Genomic DNA, 15,957 nt, shown 5'->3' with positions numbered 1-15,957 from the left:
GGCACTGGGCGGCGCCAAGGCCGCCGGGTGATCTAATTATTGCGCTGGTGCAGCAACATAGTCGGGATTAACCCAACATTGATGGACCCGGGCGCCCAGACGCTCTTGCGCTTTTTGATCGATGTTGCCCTGGCGCACCAGGCAGCGGAACGCGAGCTTCAGATGTTCGGTCGGGCAACCGAAGCGCTCGTACATGTCCAGGTGGCGGCGCGCGGTGTCGATATCGTCGCGCCACAGCAGCGCGGCAATGCGCCGCCCCGTCCATACACATTCCGGCAATCCGGCATTGCCGGGCAGTTTCGCAGCTTCCGTGAATTCTTCCACGGACCGGCGCTGCGCATCACGCGCCGCCTGCTGCTCCGGCGTGATCTGCTCGGCCGGGGTTGCGGGCTTCTGGTCGGTTCCCTGAGATTGGGCGGAAACCGGACCGGCGAACGCGAGAAACAGAGCGCCCGCGAGGAGCGTGAGACGGAAACGGTCCATATTGGCCATTGGGTTCGAAGGCTGAAAGGCGGAAGACGATCCGCGGGTGCACCTTAGGAGAATGTCGGGAATTTGTCAGCATGAGGACGCCTCGGAAACAAGTCGCCGAGCATCTTCCCGCTGTGGACGGCTATCCCTGCCCTGGTTGCACCGCAATGGCTTCACATGGTTCTCGCGAAGCTTTATGTCGCTGGGCACGCGCCGCCGCCCCAGCCCCCGGGAGATTTCATGACATCGTCTTTGCGGTTGCCGCTCATGCTGGCACTTGTGGTGGGCGTCGCCGTCGTGGGGCTTGCCTATGTTATGGGGCGGCCGGTGGCGATGCCGCCCTCTCCGTTGGCTGCCGGCGAAAAACTGCAATGCGTGTCGTATGCGCCGTTCCGCGAGGGACAATCGCCGCTGATCAAGGGGCTCGTGATCCCCGAGCAGCAGATCGACGAGGATCTGGCACAATTGGCCAAGATCACCGATTGCGTACGGACTTATTCGGTGGAAATGGGGCTCGACAAGGTCGCGCCGCTCGCCCGCAAGCACGGGCTGAAAATGTTCCAGGGCATCTGGCTCGGCTCCGAACGGCAGAAGAACCGGATCGAGATCGAATCCGGCGTGAAGCTCGCGCAGCAATATCCCGATGTGATCCAGGGGGTGATCGTCGGCAATGAGGTGATGCTGCGGGGCGAACTCTCCTCCTCCGACATCTCCGCCATTCTGCGCGAGGTGAAATCCCGGGTTGGTGCAACCCCCGTCACCTATGCCGATGTCTGGGAGTTCTGGGAGCGCGCGCCGGCGCTCGCGGCGGACGTGGATTTCATCACCGTCCATATCCTGCCCTATTGGGAGGATCTGCCGGTGGCGGCGGACCAGGCAGCGCGGCACATCGACGAAACCCGGCAGCATGTGGCGAAGATGTTTCCCGGCAAGGAGATCCTGATCGGCGAGACCGGCTGGCCGAGCGCCGGGCGCATGCGCGAAGGCGCCTTGCCGGCTCCCTCCGAGCAAGCGCTGGTGATGCACGAATTGCTGAAGCTGGCGAAGGAGAAGGGCTATCGGGTGAATGTCATCGAGGCCTTCGACCAACCCTGGAAGCGGGCGAACGAGGGCACGGTGGGCGGCCATTGGGGCCTGATCGACGCCGGCACCCGAGAGCCCAAATTCCATTGGGGTGAGCCGGTGGTGAATCACCCCTTCTGGCGCGCCCAGGCGGTGGTGGGGGTGGCGATGGTGGTGCTGGCCTTCGGTGCGGCGCTGTATGGCGCGAACAAGCGGGCCAAGACCGTGCGCCCCCGCGACTGGCTGGCAGTTGCCCTGATCGCGTTCGCGGGCGGGGCCACCTTCGGGCCGGCGCTCGCGGCGCTGCCGTTGGAAAGCCTGGGCTGGATCGGCTGGACCCGCAATCTTGCCTTCGTCGCGGTGTCGCTCGCGGCGGTGGCTGTGATCCCCGCCGCGATCGGCGCAGGTGTGCGGCTGCCCGCGCTCGCCACCGTGCTCGACGGCGCGCGGCGCCGGCAGGCGGATTGTTTCGCAGTGGCTGCCGCGGCGATTCTCGCGCTCGGCGTGCTCGCCATCGGCGAAGCCGCGTTCGAGCTGGTGTTCGACCCGCGCTACAAGGACTTCCCGATCAACGCGCTGACGCCGGTCGCGGCGGCGCTTGCGGTCCTCGCCTTGCTGCGGCTGCCGGCCGGGGCGGGGGCGGGCATGGCGGAGCGCACCGCTTTCTGGTGGCTCGTGGTTGCGGGGCTATTTGTGCCGCTCAACGAGACGCTGCAGAACTGGCAGGCGCTGTGGTTCGGCCTGATCTGCTTGGCGCTCGCCGTTACGCTGTGGCGGGTCCGGGCCGCGCGAGCGACAGGATGAGCAGCATCGCCGCGATGGCCCCGGCGATATTGTTGTAGAGCACCAGCGCGATCCCGGCGAACGCGATGCCGATGGCGAAGGTGACAAGGCGCGGCCGCCACAGTTGCAGCAAAGCTGCGGCAAGGGCGACGCCGCCGAATACCGACCATCCGAACAGGGCGATGGTGGCCGCGCGCAGCTTGCATTGGAAGGTCGCGAGCCCGGCATCGCAGGCGAGGCCCACCGTGGACGGCTCGATGATCAGATAGCGCACATAGATCGCCCAGCCGGTGGCGCCCATGCCGATCGCGATCAGCCAGTTCATGGCGCGCGGTCCCGGGCGGAAGCTGCGGTCTGTGACGGTATCCATAAGCGGCGTCCTGCAATGGTGTCCCTGCCAGATGGCATCATCCCTGTCGCGAGACAACTCCCAAGGCGGCCCTTTGGTCCTCGCAGCCGCCCTTCAGGCGCGCCGGACCGGCAAAGCACCCGCCCGGCCTGCGGCGAATAGGCCCGCCGCCCCCGGTCGCGATCGTTTCGTTCACCGGGCGCTTCGCTCTCACCTTCGCTTAAGGTTTAGCTTCCATCATTTTCCCAAGCCGGCGCGGATCCTGGCGCGCCGGCGAGATCGGATGGCGACAAGGATGCCGTTTTCGCTCTAGAAGGGCCGCGTTGGTCGTGGCGCGAGGATTCCCATGAGCGAACGCAGTCTTCTTGTCGTGATTCTGGCTGCCGGCGAAGGCACGCGGATGGCATCGCGCGTGCCCAAGGTGCTCCATAAGATCGCGGGCCGCACCATGTTGCACCATGTGCTAGAAGCCACCCGCGGGGCCGGCGCGACGCGCGTCGCCGTGGTGGTCGGTCCCGGCCGCGCCGATGTGGCCGAGGAGGCCCATCGCATCGCCCCCCACGCCCAGGTGTTTCTCCAGGAAGAGCGGCTCGGCACCGCCCACGCCGTGCTCGCCGCCCGCGCCGCGCTGGGGCAGCCGGTGGACGATGTGCTGGTGCTCTATGCCGACACGCCGCTCGTGCGCTCCCAGACCCTGCTCGCCCTGCGGGCGCCGCTCGCCAGCGGCGCCGCCGTCGTGGCGCTGGGCTTTTATGCCGCCGATCCCACCGGCTACGGCCGCCTCATCACTCACGGCGGCGAATTGCTCGCCATCCGCGAGGAGAAGGACGCGAGCCCCAGCGAGCGGCAGATCGATTTCTGCAATGCCGGGCTGATGGCGCTCTCCGGCGCCCATGCGCTGGACCTGCTGGACCGCATCGGCAACGACAATGCCAAGGGCGAATATTATCTCACCGACGCGGTCGAGATCGCCCGCGCCCAGGGCCATGCCACCATCGCCGCCGAGGGCGAGGCGGAGGACGTGGCGGGCGTCAACAGCCGCATCCAGCTGGCCGAGGCGGAAGCCATCATCCAAAAGCGGCTTCGGCTCGCGGCCATGGCGGGCGGCGCCACCCTGGTCGCCCCCGAAACCGTGTTCTTCAGCGCCGACACCGAACTTGGCCGCGACGTGGTCGTGGAGCCGCACGTGGTGTTCGGCCCGGGAGTGAGCGTCGGCAATGACGTGGTGATCCATTCCTTCTGCCATCTGGAAGGGGCGCACCTGGAAAGCGGCGTCACCATCGGTCCTTACGCGCGGCTGCGGCCGGGCACGCGGCTCGATACCGGGGTGCGCATCGGCAACTTCGTCGAGACCAAGGCCGCCCACCTTGAACGTGGTGTTAAGGTGAACCATCTCTCATACGTGGGCGATGCCCATGTGGGCGCGAACAGCAATCTCGGCGCCGGCACCATCACCTGCAATTACGACGGCTTCACCAAATCGCGGACGGAAATCGGCGCGGGCGCCTTCATCGGCGTGCATTCGGCGCTCGTGGCGCCGGTGACCATCGGCGCGGGAGCCTATGTGGGCACCGGGTCGGTCATCACCGATAACGTGCCTGACGATGCGTTGGCGATTGCCCGCGGGCGGCAGGTTGTGAAGCCGGGCTGGGCGCCGGAATTCCGCGACCGCGCCAAGCACAAGGACTGATCGCTCCTTTCGCCTGCGAGAGGCGGTCAGGAAGCGAAAGAGGAAGTGATGCTGCACCGCGCCACGCAGGCTGGCGGAGCGCGGCGAAGCAGGCTTTAACCGGCCTCGGGTGTGACACTTACGGAGCGCAATCGGTCATGTGCGGCATCGTCGGCATTCTTGGTAAAACACCCGTGGCGGAAAACCTGGTGGAATCCCTCCGCCGCCTGGAATATCGCGGCTATGATTCCGCCGGCATCGCGACCCTGGAAGACAATCATCTCACGCTGTGCCGCGCCGAAGGCAAGCTGCGGAACCTTGAGAAGAAGCTGGACCGTCACCCGCTGCACGGGCACACCGGCATCGGCCACACCCGCTGGGCGACCCACGGCAAGCCCTCCGAGCGCAATGCGCACCCCCACGCCACCAAGCGCGTTGCTGCGGTGCACAATGGGATCATCGAGAATTTCCGCGAGCTGAAGGAAGAGCTGATCGGCCGCGGCATCACCTTCAAGAGCGACACCGACACCGAAGTGGTCGCCCAGCTCGTGGATCGCGAACTGCTGGCGGGCCTGGACCCGGTCAGCGCGGTGGGCGCGGTGCTGCCGCGCCTGAAGGGCGCGTTCGCGCTCGCCTTCGTGTTCGACGGCTTTGACGATCTGATGATCGCCGCCCGGCGCGGTTCGCCGCTCGCCATCGGCTATGGCGAGGGCGAGATGTTCCTCGGCTCCGACGCGATCGCGCTCGGCCCGTTCACCGACACCGTCTCCTATCTGGAAGAGGGGGACTGGGCGATCCTGCATCGCGGCGGCGTCGAGATCCGCAACGAGCGCGGCGCGATCGTCCAGCGCGCGATCCAGAAGGTCGCCGCCGGTACGCTGGTGGTGGACAAGGGCAACCACCGCCATTTCATGGCGAAGGAAATCTACGAGCAGCCCGAGGTCATCGCCCACACCTTCAGCCATTATGTGGACATCGCCGAGGAGGTGGTGTGCCTGCCCGAGCTGCCGTTCGCGCTCGCCGACATCAGCCATATGTCGATCACCGCCTGCGGCACGGCGCTCTATGCCGGCGCGGTGGCTGAATATTGGTTCGAGCGGTTCGCCCGCATTCCGGTGAGCACCGACATCGCCTCCGAGTTCCGCTATCGCGAAACCCCCTTGCCCCCGGGCGGCGTGACGATCGTCATCTCCCAGTCGGGCGAGACCGCCGATACGCTCGCGTCTCTGCGCTATGCCAAGGAGTGCGGGCAGAAGGTGGTTGCGGTGGTGAACGTGCCCACGTCGACCATCGCCCGCGAGGCGGACGTGGTGCTGCCGATTCTCGCCGGTCCGGAAATCGGCGTCGCCTCCACCAAAGCGTTCACCTGCCAGCTGGCGACGCTTTTGTGCCTGGCGGTGGCCACCGGCCGCGCCAAGGGCAATCTTTCCCTAGAGGACGAGCATCGTCTGGTGCGCGCCATGATGGAAGTGCCGCGCCTGATGACCGAGGCGCTCAAGCTGAGCCCGGAAATCGAGGTGCTCGCCCGCACCCTCTCCAAGGCGCAGGACGTGCTCTATCTCGGCCGCGGCACCAATTATCCGCTGGCCCTGGAAGGCGCGTTGAAGCTGAAGGAAATCTCCTACATCCACGCCGAGGGCTATGCCGGCGGCGAGCTGAAGCATGGACCCATCGCGCTGATCGACGAGAAGATGCCGGTGGTGGTGATCGCCCCCTCCGACCGCATCTTCGACAAGACCGTCTCCAACATGGAGGAGGTCGCGGCCCGTGGCGGCAAGATCATCCTCGTCACCGACCCGGCCGGCGCGGCGCAGGCGAATGTGGACGCGATCCAGAAGCTGATCCTGCCGGAGATGCCGGCGACCGTGGGGCCGCTGGTCTATTCGATTCCCGTGCAGCTCATCGCCTACCACACGGCGGTGATCATGGGCACGGACGTTGACCAGCCGCGCAATCTGGCGAAATCCGTCACCGTGGAGTGAGGGCGGGGAGAGTGAATGGGCCGATCTCACCCTCCGCATGGCTGGCCGGGGACATGCCTGGCCATGACGGTTGTGAGGTGCCCGAGAGGCTGGCAAGCGCCCAGTCCGGCAAATTTCCGAGCAGGCTCATAATGGTAACAAATACACGTCGTGGAGGCATCGCACCCCTACCGAAATTTGTCCCATAAACGGCGAACAACATATTCTGAACCACGACGACTAAGGTGATTGTCATCAATGTAAAATAGAACGCCGTCTTTCCCTCCGTAGCAGTACTTTTCGTCACACAAAGCTTCTGACAGATCAACAACTTTCACATATGGTCGTGAATTTAAAATATTATCTACGCCTGATTTAAATTCACGATTTCTAGCCTCGAATTTAGATATTAGAATCGCACAAGGTTCTTTCATTTTTGAAGTTAAAGTTATCGGCCTTTTAACCAGGCACGACCTGATATCAAAATCTAATTCTGGAACATCGCGTAAGTACGTAACCTTCTTTCCGGCGGAAACAAGGGTATCAATTGTGGATTCAAGACCCCCAAAGAAGACATCTGAATTGCTCCTCATTCCTTGCTGTTCGTTTTCATAATGGAGAATCCATTTTTCGAATCTATCGCCATCAATCTCGCCGAAGACTTTATGTTCCGTATATAGAGGGCCTCTTGAAGTAAGTATTACTTCCTCAATTCCCGGGGTATCAATTATCTTTTTAATAGCTTGCGTTATTTTTAATAAACAATTTTGGGTGTCGTTGCCTGAATTGGGCTTGCTTACTACGTTTAGTAGCGGCGGGCAGCCTCCGCCGCCGCCAAATACACCTACACCTTTGCCCTGGGAGGAGTAGAATTCTCTAAGACCCCAATAAATTCTTGCTGCGTGGCTATCCCCGAGAATAACAACAGAGGGGTTTACGCCAGTATAAAAACATCTAGAACCTTTATAGGTGAGAGAGTCGCAAATCCAACCGCTCATCATTCTTTCAAATTTAAAATCCAAATCGGCAGCTTGATTCTGAACAAGCGTCACAGAATTTCTAAATTTGAACCCATCACACGCATACGCAGTGTAGCCAACGGCGCCGATAGCGGACATTAAAATAGCTAGAACCGCAACTTTGACCCTGCTGCCGCCACCTAAGCGCATGGGGCGTTCGACAAAATTATAGGTGAGCCAAGCAAGCGCGACTGCAAGAGCAATAGCCGCAATGCGAATGTTGAGGCTTGGAGTCTCACTCTCCATTATCCTGGCGAAGGATAGCAACGGCCAGTGCCACAAATAAAGCGGAAAGCTGATTAGGCCAAGCCAAACGGCAATCTTATTTGATAGTATATTTCGATTTATCCAAGCGCCAGATCCTGACGAAATGATCAAAAGAGTTCCTAAAACAGGAATTGCCGCCCACTCTCCAGGAAAATTAAACTCCTTTGTGATTCGAATAAATCCGTAGACTAAAAATAAGCTACCGACTAAAGAGATCGCGTTTGAAAATATTTTACCGTCAATCTTTTCCGGTTCTCGATAAGCTAACTTATAAATAAGAGTGTCAAATTTTAAACCGCATTCGGTAAAATAGTCATTCCTGTAGAGTGCGAGCCAAGCCAAAATGCTTCCGCACAACAGCTCCCAAAATCTAGTTTGAGGCGCGTAGAAGGTGATCGCGGAGTTTTGCCCGGCGCTAATAAGATTTAATGCAAACGAAATAAGGGTGATGATAATAGTAGTGGTAAATAGGTTGATTTTATTCTTCCAAAAAATCCATAAAAAAAGTGGCCATATGATGTAAAACTGTGCCTCGATACCTAAACTCCACAAATGTAAAAGCGGCTTTGTTTCATACGAATTATCGAAATATCCTGCCTCCCCCCATGATACAAGATTAGGAATAAATCCGGCGCCTGCGGCAATGTGCTTACCGAGCTTCTCGTACTCGTCCGCTAGCAGTGCGAACCAGCCAAAAACAAAACTTGCAACGAGCACCAGCAGCAAGGCCGGGAATATTCGCTTGATACGCCTTGCGTAAAACTCAGAGAAGCTGAACGTGCCCCTGTCAATATTTTCAAATATGATTGTTGAAATCAGGAAACCGGAAATAACAAAAAAAACATCGACACCAATGAATCCGCCTTTCATCCAATCCGGGAATGCGTGAAAAGCGACGACAGACAGCACGGCGACAGCTCTCAAGCCGTCAATGTCAGGGCGATACCTGGAATGTGGCATATGCGGAGTCTGTGTTGTCATTCCAGTTTTTTAGTCCTGTTTGGAAATTTTGCGGACTGGGCGCTGCCGACCTCTCAGGCAGCTTATAAAAGTCGTGGCCGAGCGTGTCCCGGCCATGACAGGGGGCGGTTGTGCCCTTTGAATTTCAAAAAAGGCTCTGAGCCCGCCTCACCGCGACGGCCGCGTCACCATGAAGAGCGCCAGCACCGAGAAGAAAATCCCGAGCCCGATCAGCACCGCCATCGGCGCGCCCATGTACCAGGATGCGCTCCAGGTGCCGACGAAGCTGGTGAGCGCCAGCAGCTTCACCGGCCAGGGAATGGCGCCGGTCTCCTGCCAGCGGGCGACGCTCGGGCCGAGATAGCGGTGGTTGAGAAGCCACGCCTCGAATCTTGGCGAGGTGCGCGCGAAGCACCAGGCGGCGAGAATCAGGAACACCGTGCCCGGCATCATGGGCACCACCATGCCGATGGCGCCGAGCGTGAGAAATACGCATCCGGCTGCGAAAATGGCGCGGTGCAGGAGCAGGGCGCGCAAATCGGCGGGACGCGAGCGCGGATCGGGGGAGGGGGCGGCTGGCATGTCGGGCGGGACCATCGTCCTTCAACCCGCCGAGAGCAAGCGCATCGCGGCGTCGCGCTCGTGGAGATACAGCATCATGCGCACCGGCGCGCTCTGTGCCCCGCCGAGCGTGGGATCGGCGCCGACGATGTGCGCGGCGACTTCCCGCGCCTTGGGCACCAGGGCCGCATGCACATCCAGCCGCGCGAGGGCGAATCCGGGAAAGCCGCTCTGCCGGGTGCCGAGCACGTCGCCCTCGCCGCGCAGCCGCAGATCCTCCTCCGCGATGGCAAAGCCGTCCTCGCTCTCGCGCAGAATCGCGAGGCGTGCTTTCGCGGTTTCGCTTAAAGGGCCCCGATAGAGCAGCAGGCAGGTGGAGGCCTTGTCGCCACGCCCCACGCGCCCGCGCAGCTGGTGCAATTGCGCGAGGCCGAACCGCTCGGCATGCTCGATCACCATGATGGTGGCGTTTGGCACGTTCACGCCCACTTCCACCACCGTGGTTGCCACCAGAATGCGCGTTTCCCCGCTGGCGAAGCGGGCCATCACCGCATCCTTCTGCGCCCCGGAAAGCCGGCCGTGGACGAGGCCGGCCTTGTCGCCGAAATAATGCTGCAGGCTCTCGTGGCGTTCGCTGGCGGCGGCAAGGTCGGAAACGTCGCTTTCCTCCACCAGCGGGCAGATCCAATAGCATTGCGCCCCGTGCATGAGCGCGCGCCCCACGGCGGCCACCACCTCGTCGAGCCGCTCGATGGAGACCGAGCGCGTGTCGATGGGCTGGCGCCCCGGCGGCTTTTCCCGCAGTTCGGAACTTTCCATATCGCCGAACAGGGTGAGCACGAGCGTGCGGGGAATGGGGGTGGCGGTCATCAGCAGCATGTCCACCGCCTCGCCCTTGCGAGAGAGCGCGAGGCGTTGTTCCACGCCGAAGCGGTGCTGCTCGTCGACGATGGCGAGCGCGAGGTCGGCGAAAGCCACATCGTTCTGGATCAGCGCATGGGTGCCGAGCACGAGGCCGATGCGCCCCTCCCGCAGGCCGGCCAGAATCGCCTCGCGGGCGCGCCCCTTTTCCCGGCCCGTGAGGATGGCGGTTTCGATGCCGGCCTTGGCGGCCAACGGCGCGATGGTTTCCAGATGCTGGCGGGCCAGGATCTCGGTGGGCGCCATCAGCGCCGCCTGCCGGCCCGCCTCTATCACGCTGGCGGCGGCCAGCAGCGCCACCACGGTCTTGCCCGAGCCGACATCGCCCTGGAGCAGCCGCAGCATGCGCTTGTCCGAGGCGATATCGGCGGTGATGGCGGCGAGCGCGGTTTCCTGTGCGCCGGTCAGCGAAAAGGGCAGGGCGCTTCGCACGGCGTGGGAGATACGGCCGTCGCCAACGCTCGGCCGCCCGCCGGTCTCGATCTGCCGGGCTCGCACCAGCGCCAATGTCACCTGATGGGCGAGCAGTTCCTCAAACGCGAGGCGCTGCCAGGCGGTGCCGGTGGGCGCCGCCTCGGCGAGGTCCGCCGGCCGGTGAACGCGATGGAGCGCGTCGCGAAAACTCGGCCAGCGGCCGTCCTTGAACAGGTCCGTCGGCATCCCCTCCAAGGGGATCATCTCCGGCAGATCCGGGATGCGGGCCAGCGCCGCCTCGATCGCCCGCCGCACATGGCCGGCGGCGAGGCCCTCCACCAGGGGATAGGTGGGTTCGATGGGCGGCAGCTTGGCAAGGCCCGCCGCATCCAGGATGCGGTCGGGATGGGTCATCTGCCGCATGCCGTCATAGAGCGTGATGCGGCCGCACAGCCAGCGGGTCTCGCCCACCGGCAGCAGGCGCTCGATGCGGGTGCGGTCGATGTTGAAATGCACCACGGTCAGATCGCCGCTGGAATCGCTTACCAGCGTGCGATGGGGCGCGCGGCGGCCGGGCGGCGGCGCCTGATGGTCCTCCACCAGCACCTCGACCGTCACGTCGGTATCGGGCGGGGCATCCGCGATGCGCGGCCGGGCGCGGCGGTCCACATAGCCCGAGGGCAGATGGAACAAGAGGTCGATCACCCGCGGCGTCTCGCGCGCCAGCAGGCGGGCGAACGGCTTTTCCAGTTTGGGGCCGATGCCCGAAAGGCTGGTGAGCGGCGCAAAGAGGGGATCGAGCAAAGCCGGGCGCATGGCGCGGCGAAAGTGGCCGAGCCACGCGCCATGCGCAAGAGCGCGCCATGCAAACCCTCGGGACGAGCGAAACTTAACCGCGGCCGGCGGCGTTGAACCGCGCGGAGGAGATCCCATTTTCCCCCAGAAGCCGGGAATGCCTCTGCCATCAAGGTGTTGGCGGCATGACGCGGGAAAAGCGCGCGCAGCCGTCTTTGAAAGTGGTGTATTATGCCCGCTGAGCAATCTGTGGAACAGGACGGCGCGATGGCGGATACCGACGCCGAGAAGCAGGAGCGCATCTCGTTCGTGCTCGGCTTGCGCCACCGCGGCATCCAGGATGTTGCGGTATTGCGGGCCATGGAACTGGTGCCGCGCGCGCTGTTCGTGGACCCGGCCCTGCGCCGGCACGCCTATGACGACGTGGCCCTGCCCATCGCCTGCGGACAGACCATGTCGCAGCCGAGCGTGGTGGCCGCCATGACCGAAGCGCTGGCGGTGAATGCGCAGCACAGCGTGCTGGAGATCGGCACGGGCTCGGGCTATCAGGCGGCCGTGCTCTCCCACCTCGCGGGACAAGTGGCGACCATCGACCGCTATCGCCAGCTCGTGAGCGAGGCGCAGGTGCGCTTCAACGTGCTGGGATTGCGCAACGTCACCGCATTCGTGGGCGACGGGCGCACGGGTCTGCCGGCGCGCGCCCCGTTCGATCGCATCCTCGTGACCGCAGCGACGGCGGAGCTGCCGCAATCGCTGGTGGATCAGCTGCGGATCGATGGAATCCTCATCGCCCCCGTGGGCGATCCCAATGAAGTGCAGACGCTGACACGCTTCGTAAAGGGCGCGACCGGCTTGGTGGCGACGCAGATGATGCCGGTGCGATTCGTGCCGCTTATCGCTGGGGCAGCCGCGACTTTGTAAACAAATGCTGAGCACGGTGCATTGCACCGGCTGCTTTGCTCCTCTATCCACATCTCTCCGCACCCGCTGCGGAGGGAGTTTAGGGGACGTGATGCGGCTCGGATCGTGCAGTCGCGCCGTGGTGCTTGCCACGACGCTCAGTCTCGGGCTGGCTGCATGCGGTGGTCGCCCGCCCGGTATATTGGTGCCGGTGGAATATACCGTGCCGGGCGCCAGCGTGGTTGAAATGGTGGTGGCCACCACCCGCGCGCCGGCCAAAAATCTCGACATGTTCTCCGGCGATCGCGGCACCATGCTGAGCTTCGCCGAAATCGCCGTTTCCGTTCCCCCGGCCGCCAACCGCAAGGTGGGCGACGTGCAATGGCCGAAGAGCGTGCCGGGCAATCCCGCCACCGATTTCGTGACCCTGCGCGCCGATGTCCTCACCCAGAGCGCCGCGCTCGACTGGTTCAACAAGCGCATCAAGACGACGCCGCGCCGGCAGGCGTTGATCTTCATCCACGGCTATAACAACCGCTTCGAGGACGCCGTCTTCCGCTTCGCGCAGATCGTGCACGACTCGAACGCGCCGGTGACGCCGATCCTCTTCACCTGGCCCTCGCGCGGCAGCCTGCTCGCCTATGGTTATGATCGCGAGAGCGCCAGCTATTCGCGCGACGCGCTGGAAAAATTGCTGGCTCACCTCGCCAATGACCCGGACGTGGGCGAAATCTCCATCCTGGCCCATTCCATGGGCAATTGGGTGACGCTGGAAGCGCTGCGCCAGATGGCGATCCGCAACGGCCGCATCGCGCCGAAGATTCGCAACGTCATGTTGGCGGCCCCGGACGTGGATGTGGACATCTTCCGCACCCAGTTCTCCGATTTCGGCAATCCCAAGCCCAACTTCACCATCTTCGTCTCGCAGGACGACCGCGCCCTCCAGGTCTCCAAGCAGGTCTGGGGCTCGGCAGCGCGCCTCGGGCAGGTGGATCCCGAGCAGGAGCCGTTCCGCACCGAGTTCGAGCGCGACCACATCACGGTGCTGGACCTCACCAAGCTGCAGACCGACGACAAGCTCAACCACGGCAAGTTCGCCGAGAGCCCGGAAGTGGTGAAGATGATCGGCGGCCGCCTTGCCGAGGGCCAGACCATGACCGACGGCCGCGAGGGCGTGGGCGACCGGATCATTCAGGTGACCGCCGGCACAGCGACGACCATCGGCACGGCGGCCGGGGTGGTGCTCTCCGCCCCGGCGGCGGTTCTCGATCCCTCCACGCGCGAGAATTACGGCGCGCAGATGGAAAGCCTCGGCGGTCAACTGTCCTCTACCGCAGGCTCCACGGGGCGTCTTTTGACCACCGTTCCGAAGGTAGAGTAATCCTGAGCGACGTTGCGTAATTGTCACACTGAAGGAAATGCTGAGGAAGGCTCGGGAGCTTAAGGCGCCGTTTACTGCTGGGGCTCTTAAGTGGCCGCATGTTCGTTGCGTGCGAGTTCGGTCACATGCTTTCTTCCCGCGAAACCTTGGGACAAAACGTCTTGGCGCGGCTCGCCATGGTCGGGCTCGTCTCCGGTGCGCTCGCCGGGTGCAGCTCGGATTCGGCGCGCTTCTCCTCCACTCCTGGGCCCATGGCGAGCCAGGGCTCGCCGGAGGTGACGGGTTCGCTCGGCGCCGCGCCGACGGGCCGGGTCGATTCCGCGCCCATCGCCTCGGCGCCCCTTGCGCCGGCCGGGCCTCCGGTCGCCTATGCCGCCCCGCCGCCGCCGCCCTCGGGCGGGCAGCCGCTGTACGGCGCTCCTAATTACGGCGCCGCGACCTATGCCGCCGCCCCGGCGCAGACCCATACGGCGGCGCGCGGCGCCAGCCATGTGGTGACCTCGGGCGAAACGCTCACTTCGGTGGCGCAGAGCTATGGCATGACCCGCGCCCATCTGGCGCAGGTCAATGGTCTCTCCCCGGACGCGCAGCTGAAGATCGGCCAGACGCTCGTGGTGCCGCCGGGAACCGCCGGCAATTTGGCGCAGATCCGGCCCGCGCCGGCCGCCGCCAAGCCGAGCGTCGTCGCGGCGGTGCCCCCGCCCGCAGCGGCTCCGGCCGCAGCGCCCAAGACCGTTGTCGCTGCCAAGCCCGCGACCGTTCCCGCCGCACCGGCGCCCGTCGTCACTGCTGCGACGCCGGCCGTTGCCCCGGCTCCAGCCAAGGTCGCGTCCGCCGCCGCTCCGGCCAAGGTTGAGACCGCCGCCAAGGTCACGCCGGCCGATGATGCCGACGATTCCGCCCGCACCCCCGGCTCCGGTCCCCAGTTCCGCGCCCCGGTGCGTGGCCGGGTGATCTCCGGCTTTGGTCCCAAGCCGGGCGGCACCCGCAACGACGGCGTGAATTTCGCGGTGCCCGAAGGCACCGGCGTGCGCGCTGCCGAGGACGGCACCGTCGCCTATGCCGGCAACGAACTGAAGGGCTACGGCAATCTCGTGCTCATCAAGCATGCGGATGGTTATGTCACCGCCTATGCCCACAACAGCGAACTGATGGTGAAGCGCGGCGACACCGTGCGGCGCGGCCAGATCGTCGCCAAGGCGGGCCAGAGCGGCGGCGTCTCCACGCCCCAGCTTCACTTCGAGATCCGCAAGGGCTCCCAGCCCGTGGACCCGAGCCAATATGTGGCCGGCCTCTGAGGCAGGGCCGCCCGACGCTGTTCCTCCAAGAACCACCTTCAGGCCGGGCATCGTCCCGGCCTTTTTTCGTCGGTCCGGCCCAGGGCGTGCCGTGCCTTGACGCGTGCATGACGCCCCGTTAGGCCGATCCCATGACCGCGAATGCTTTCATCGTCGGGCTCGCCGGGCCCCGCCTGCTGCCGCAGGAGCGCGATTTTCTGCGCGCCCGCGCACCCTGGGGCCTCATTCTGTTCGCGCGCAACGTGGAGACGCCGGACCAGGTGCGTCTCCTGGTGGCCGAGGCGCGCGATGCGCTCGGCTGGCATGCGCCGGTGCTGATCGACCAGGAAGGCGGGCGGGTGCAGCGCCTGCGGCCGCCGCATTGGCCCGAATATCCGCCGGCCGAGGCGTTCGGCACTCTTTATTCTAGGGAACGAGAATTGGGCCTGGAGGCGGTGCGCCTCAATTCCCGGCTGATCGCAGCCGATCTCGCCGACCTCGGCATCGATGTGGATTGCCTGCCGGTGGCGGACCTGCGCCTGCCGGAGGGCCACGGCATCATCGGCAATCGCGCCTATGGCGAGACGCCCGAGCAAGTGGCGGCGCTGGCCCGCGCTGCCGCGGGCGGCCTGCTGGATGGCGGCGTGCTGCCGGTGGTGAAGCATATCCCCGGACACGGCCGCGCCCGCGTGGACAGCCACGAGCGCCTGCCGGTGGTGGACACCGACCGCGCCGGGCTGGAGCGCACGGATTTCGCCGCTTTCCGTCCGCTTGCCCATCTGCCGCTCGCCATGACCGCCCATGTGGTCTACGCGGCGCTGGATGCCGAACGGCCCGCCACCACCTCGCCCGTGGTGATGGACGAGATCATCCGCGGCTTCATCGGCTTTTCCGGGCTCGTGATGAGCGACGACCTTTCCATGGGCGCGCTTTCGGGAAGCGTGGGCGAGCGTGCCGCCGCCTCCATCGCCGCCGGTTGCGACATGCTCCTGCATTGCAACGGCAAGCTGGAAGAAATGGCTGAGGTGGCGGAGAATGCCCCGCCGCTCGCAGGTCTCGCCGCCGGGCGGGCGGAGCGGGCGCTGGCGCTGCGAGTCGTGTCCGACCGGTTCGACGCGATGGAAGCGCGGCTTCGGCTCGCCAGCCTGTTGGGAGTATCCAGATAAG

General features: G+C 64.3%; 12 protein-coding genes. 7 read left to right on the top strand and 5 right to left on the bottom strand.

All coding sequences use genetic code 11. From position 1 onward, the window contains the following. Positions 1-36 precede the first annotated feature (36 nt). Positions 37-492, bottom strand: coding sequence for a hypothetical protein (locus V5F68_RS11680; RefSeq protein ID WP_394014902.1), 456 nt, complete (start codon positions 490-492; stop codon positions 37-39). A 219-nt stretch (positions 493-711) separates the two neighbouring features. Between V5F68_RS11680 and V5F68_RS11675 the strand changes: the two genes are divergently transcribed. After that, positions 712-2,337 (top strand): glycoside hydrolase family 17 protein, encoded by a 1,626-nt coding sequence (locus V5F68_RS11675; RefSeq protein ID WP_394014901.1) that lies wholly within the window; start codon positions 712-714, stop codon positions 2,335-2,337. Here the strand turns inward: V5F68_RS11675 and V5F68_RS11670 are convergent. Then, complete coding sequence (locus V5F68_RS11670; RefSeq protein WP_394014900.1) at positions 2,297-2,686, bottom strand: hypothetical protein; 390 nt, start codon at positions 2,684-2,686, stop codon at positions 2,297-2,299. The two genes, V5F68_RS11675 and V5F68_RS11670, sit on opposite strands and share 41 nt — an antisense overlap. Positions 2,687-3,011: 325 nt before the next feature. On the opposite strand from V5F68_RS11670, the gene glmU reads away from it, so the two are divergent. Next, positions 3,012-4,355, top strand: a complete 1,344-nt coding sequence (gene glmU / locus V5F68_RS11665; RefSeq protein WP_394014899.1) for a bifunctional UDP-N-acetylglucosamine diphosphorylase/glucosamine-1-phosphate N-acetyltransferase GlmU — start codon at positions 3,012-3,014, stop codon at positions 4,353-4,355. A 137-nt stretch (positions 4,356-4,492) separates the two neighbouring features. Further along, positions 4,493-6,316, top strand: coding sequence for a glutamine--fructose-6-phosphate transaminase (isomerizing) (gene glmS / locus V5F68_RS11660; RefSeq protein WP_394014898.1), 1,824 nt, complete (start codon positions 4,493-4,495; stop codon positions 6,314-6,316). A gap of 167 nt (positions 6,317-6,483) precedes the next feature. On the opposite strand, the gene V5F68_RS11655 is transcribed toward glmS, so the two are convergent. The 3 genes from V5F68_RS11655 to recG all read right to left on the bottom strand — a co-directional run bounded on the left by V5F68_RS11655 (position 6,484) and on the right by recG (position 11,253). Next, positions 6,484-8,541, bottom strand: a complete 2,058-nt coding sequence (locus V5F68_RS11655; RefSeq protein WP_394015170.1) for an acyltransferase family protein — start codon at positions 8,539-8,541, stop codon at positions 6,484-6,486. A gap of 168 nt (positions 8,542-8,709) precedes the next feature. Then, positions 8,710-9,138 carry a YbaN family protein gene (locus V5F68_RS11650; protein ID WP_394014897.1) on the bottom strand — a complete coding sequence of 143 codons (429 nt, stop codon included), beginning with the start codon at positions 9,136-9,138 and terminating at the stop codon, positions 8,710-8,712. A 6-nt stretch (positions 9,139-9,144) separates the two neighbouring features. Further along, complete coding sequence (recG, locus tag V5F68_RS11645; protein WP_394014896.1) at positions 9,145-11,253, bottom strand: ATP-dependent DNA helicase RecG; 2,109 nt, start codon at positions 11,251-11,253, stop codon at positions 9,145-9,147. Between the two features lie 246 nt (positions 11,254-11,499). Between recG and V5F68_RS11640 the strand changes: the two genes are divergently transcribed. The 4 genes from V5F68_RS11640 to nagZ all read left to right on the top strand — a co-directional run bounded on the left by V5F68_RS11640 (position 11,500) and on the right by nagZ (position 15,956). Continuing rightward, positions 11,500-12,153, top strand: a complete 654-nt coding sequence (locus V5F68_RS11640) for a protein-L-isoaspartate(D-aspartate) O-methyltransferase (RefSeq protein WP_394014895.1) — start codon at positions 11,500-11,502, stop codon at positions 12,151-12,153. A gap of 91 nt (positions 12,154-12,244) precedes the next feature. Further along, positions 12,245-13,513: an alpha/beta hydrolase gene (locus V5F68_RS11635; protein ID WP_394014894.1), complete on the top strand. Its 1,269-nt coding sequence runs from the start codon at positions 12,245-12,247 to the stop codon at positions 13,511-13,513. A gap of 125 nt (positions 13,514-13,638) precedes the next feature. Beyond that, complete coding sequence (locus V5F68_RS11630) at positions 13,639-14,811, top strand: peptidoglycan DD-metalloendopeptidase family protein (RefSeq protein ID WP_394014893.1); 1,173 nt, start codon at positions 13,639-13,641, stop codon at positions 14,809-14,811. A 131-nt stretch (positions 14,812-14,942) separates the two neighbouring features. Then, positions 14,943-15,956, top strand: a complete 1,014-nt coding sequence (nagZ, locus tag V5F68_RS11625) for a beta-N-acetylhexosaminidase (RefSeq protein ID WP_394014892.1) — start codon at positions 14,943-14,945, stop codon at positions 15,954-15,956. Position 15,957 lies beyond the last annotated feature (1 nt).

It is taken from the genome of Roseixanthobacter pseudopolyaromaticivorans (genome assembly GCF_043195145.2).
Classification (GTDB): domain Bacteria; phylum Pseudomonadota; class Alphaproteobacteria; order Rhizobiales; family Xanthobacteraceae; genus NCEH01.
The sequence above is the reverse complement of the archived record's forward strand: the minus strand, read 5'-3'. Positions and strand labels throughout refer to the sequence as shown.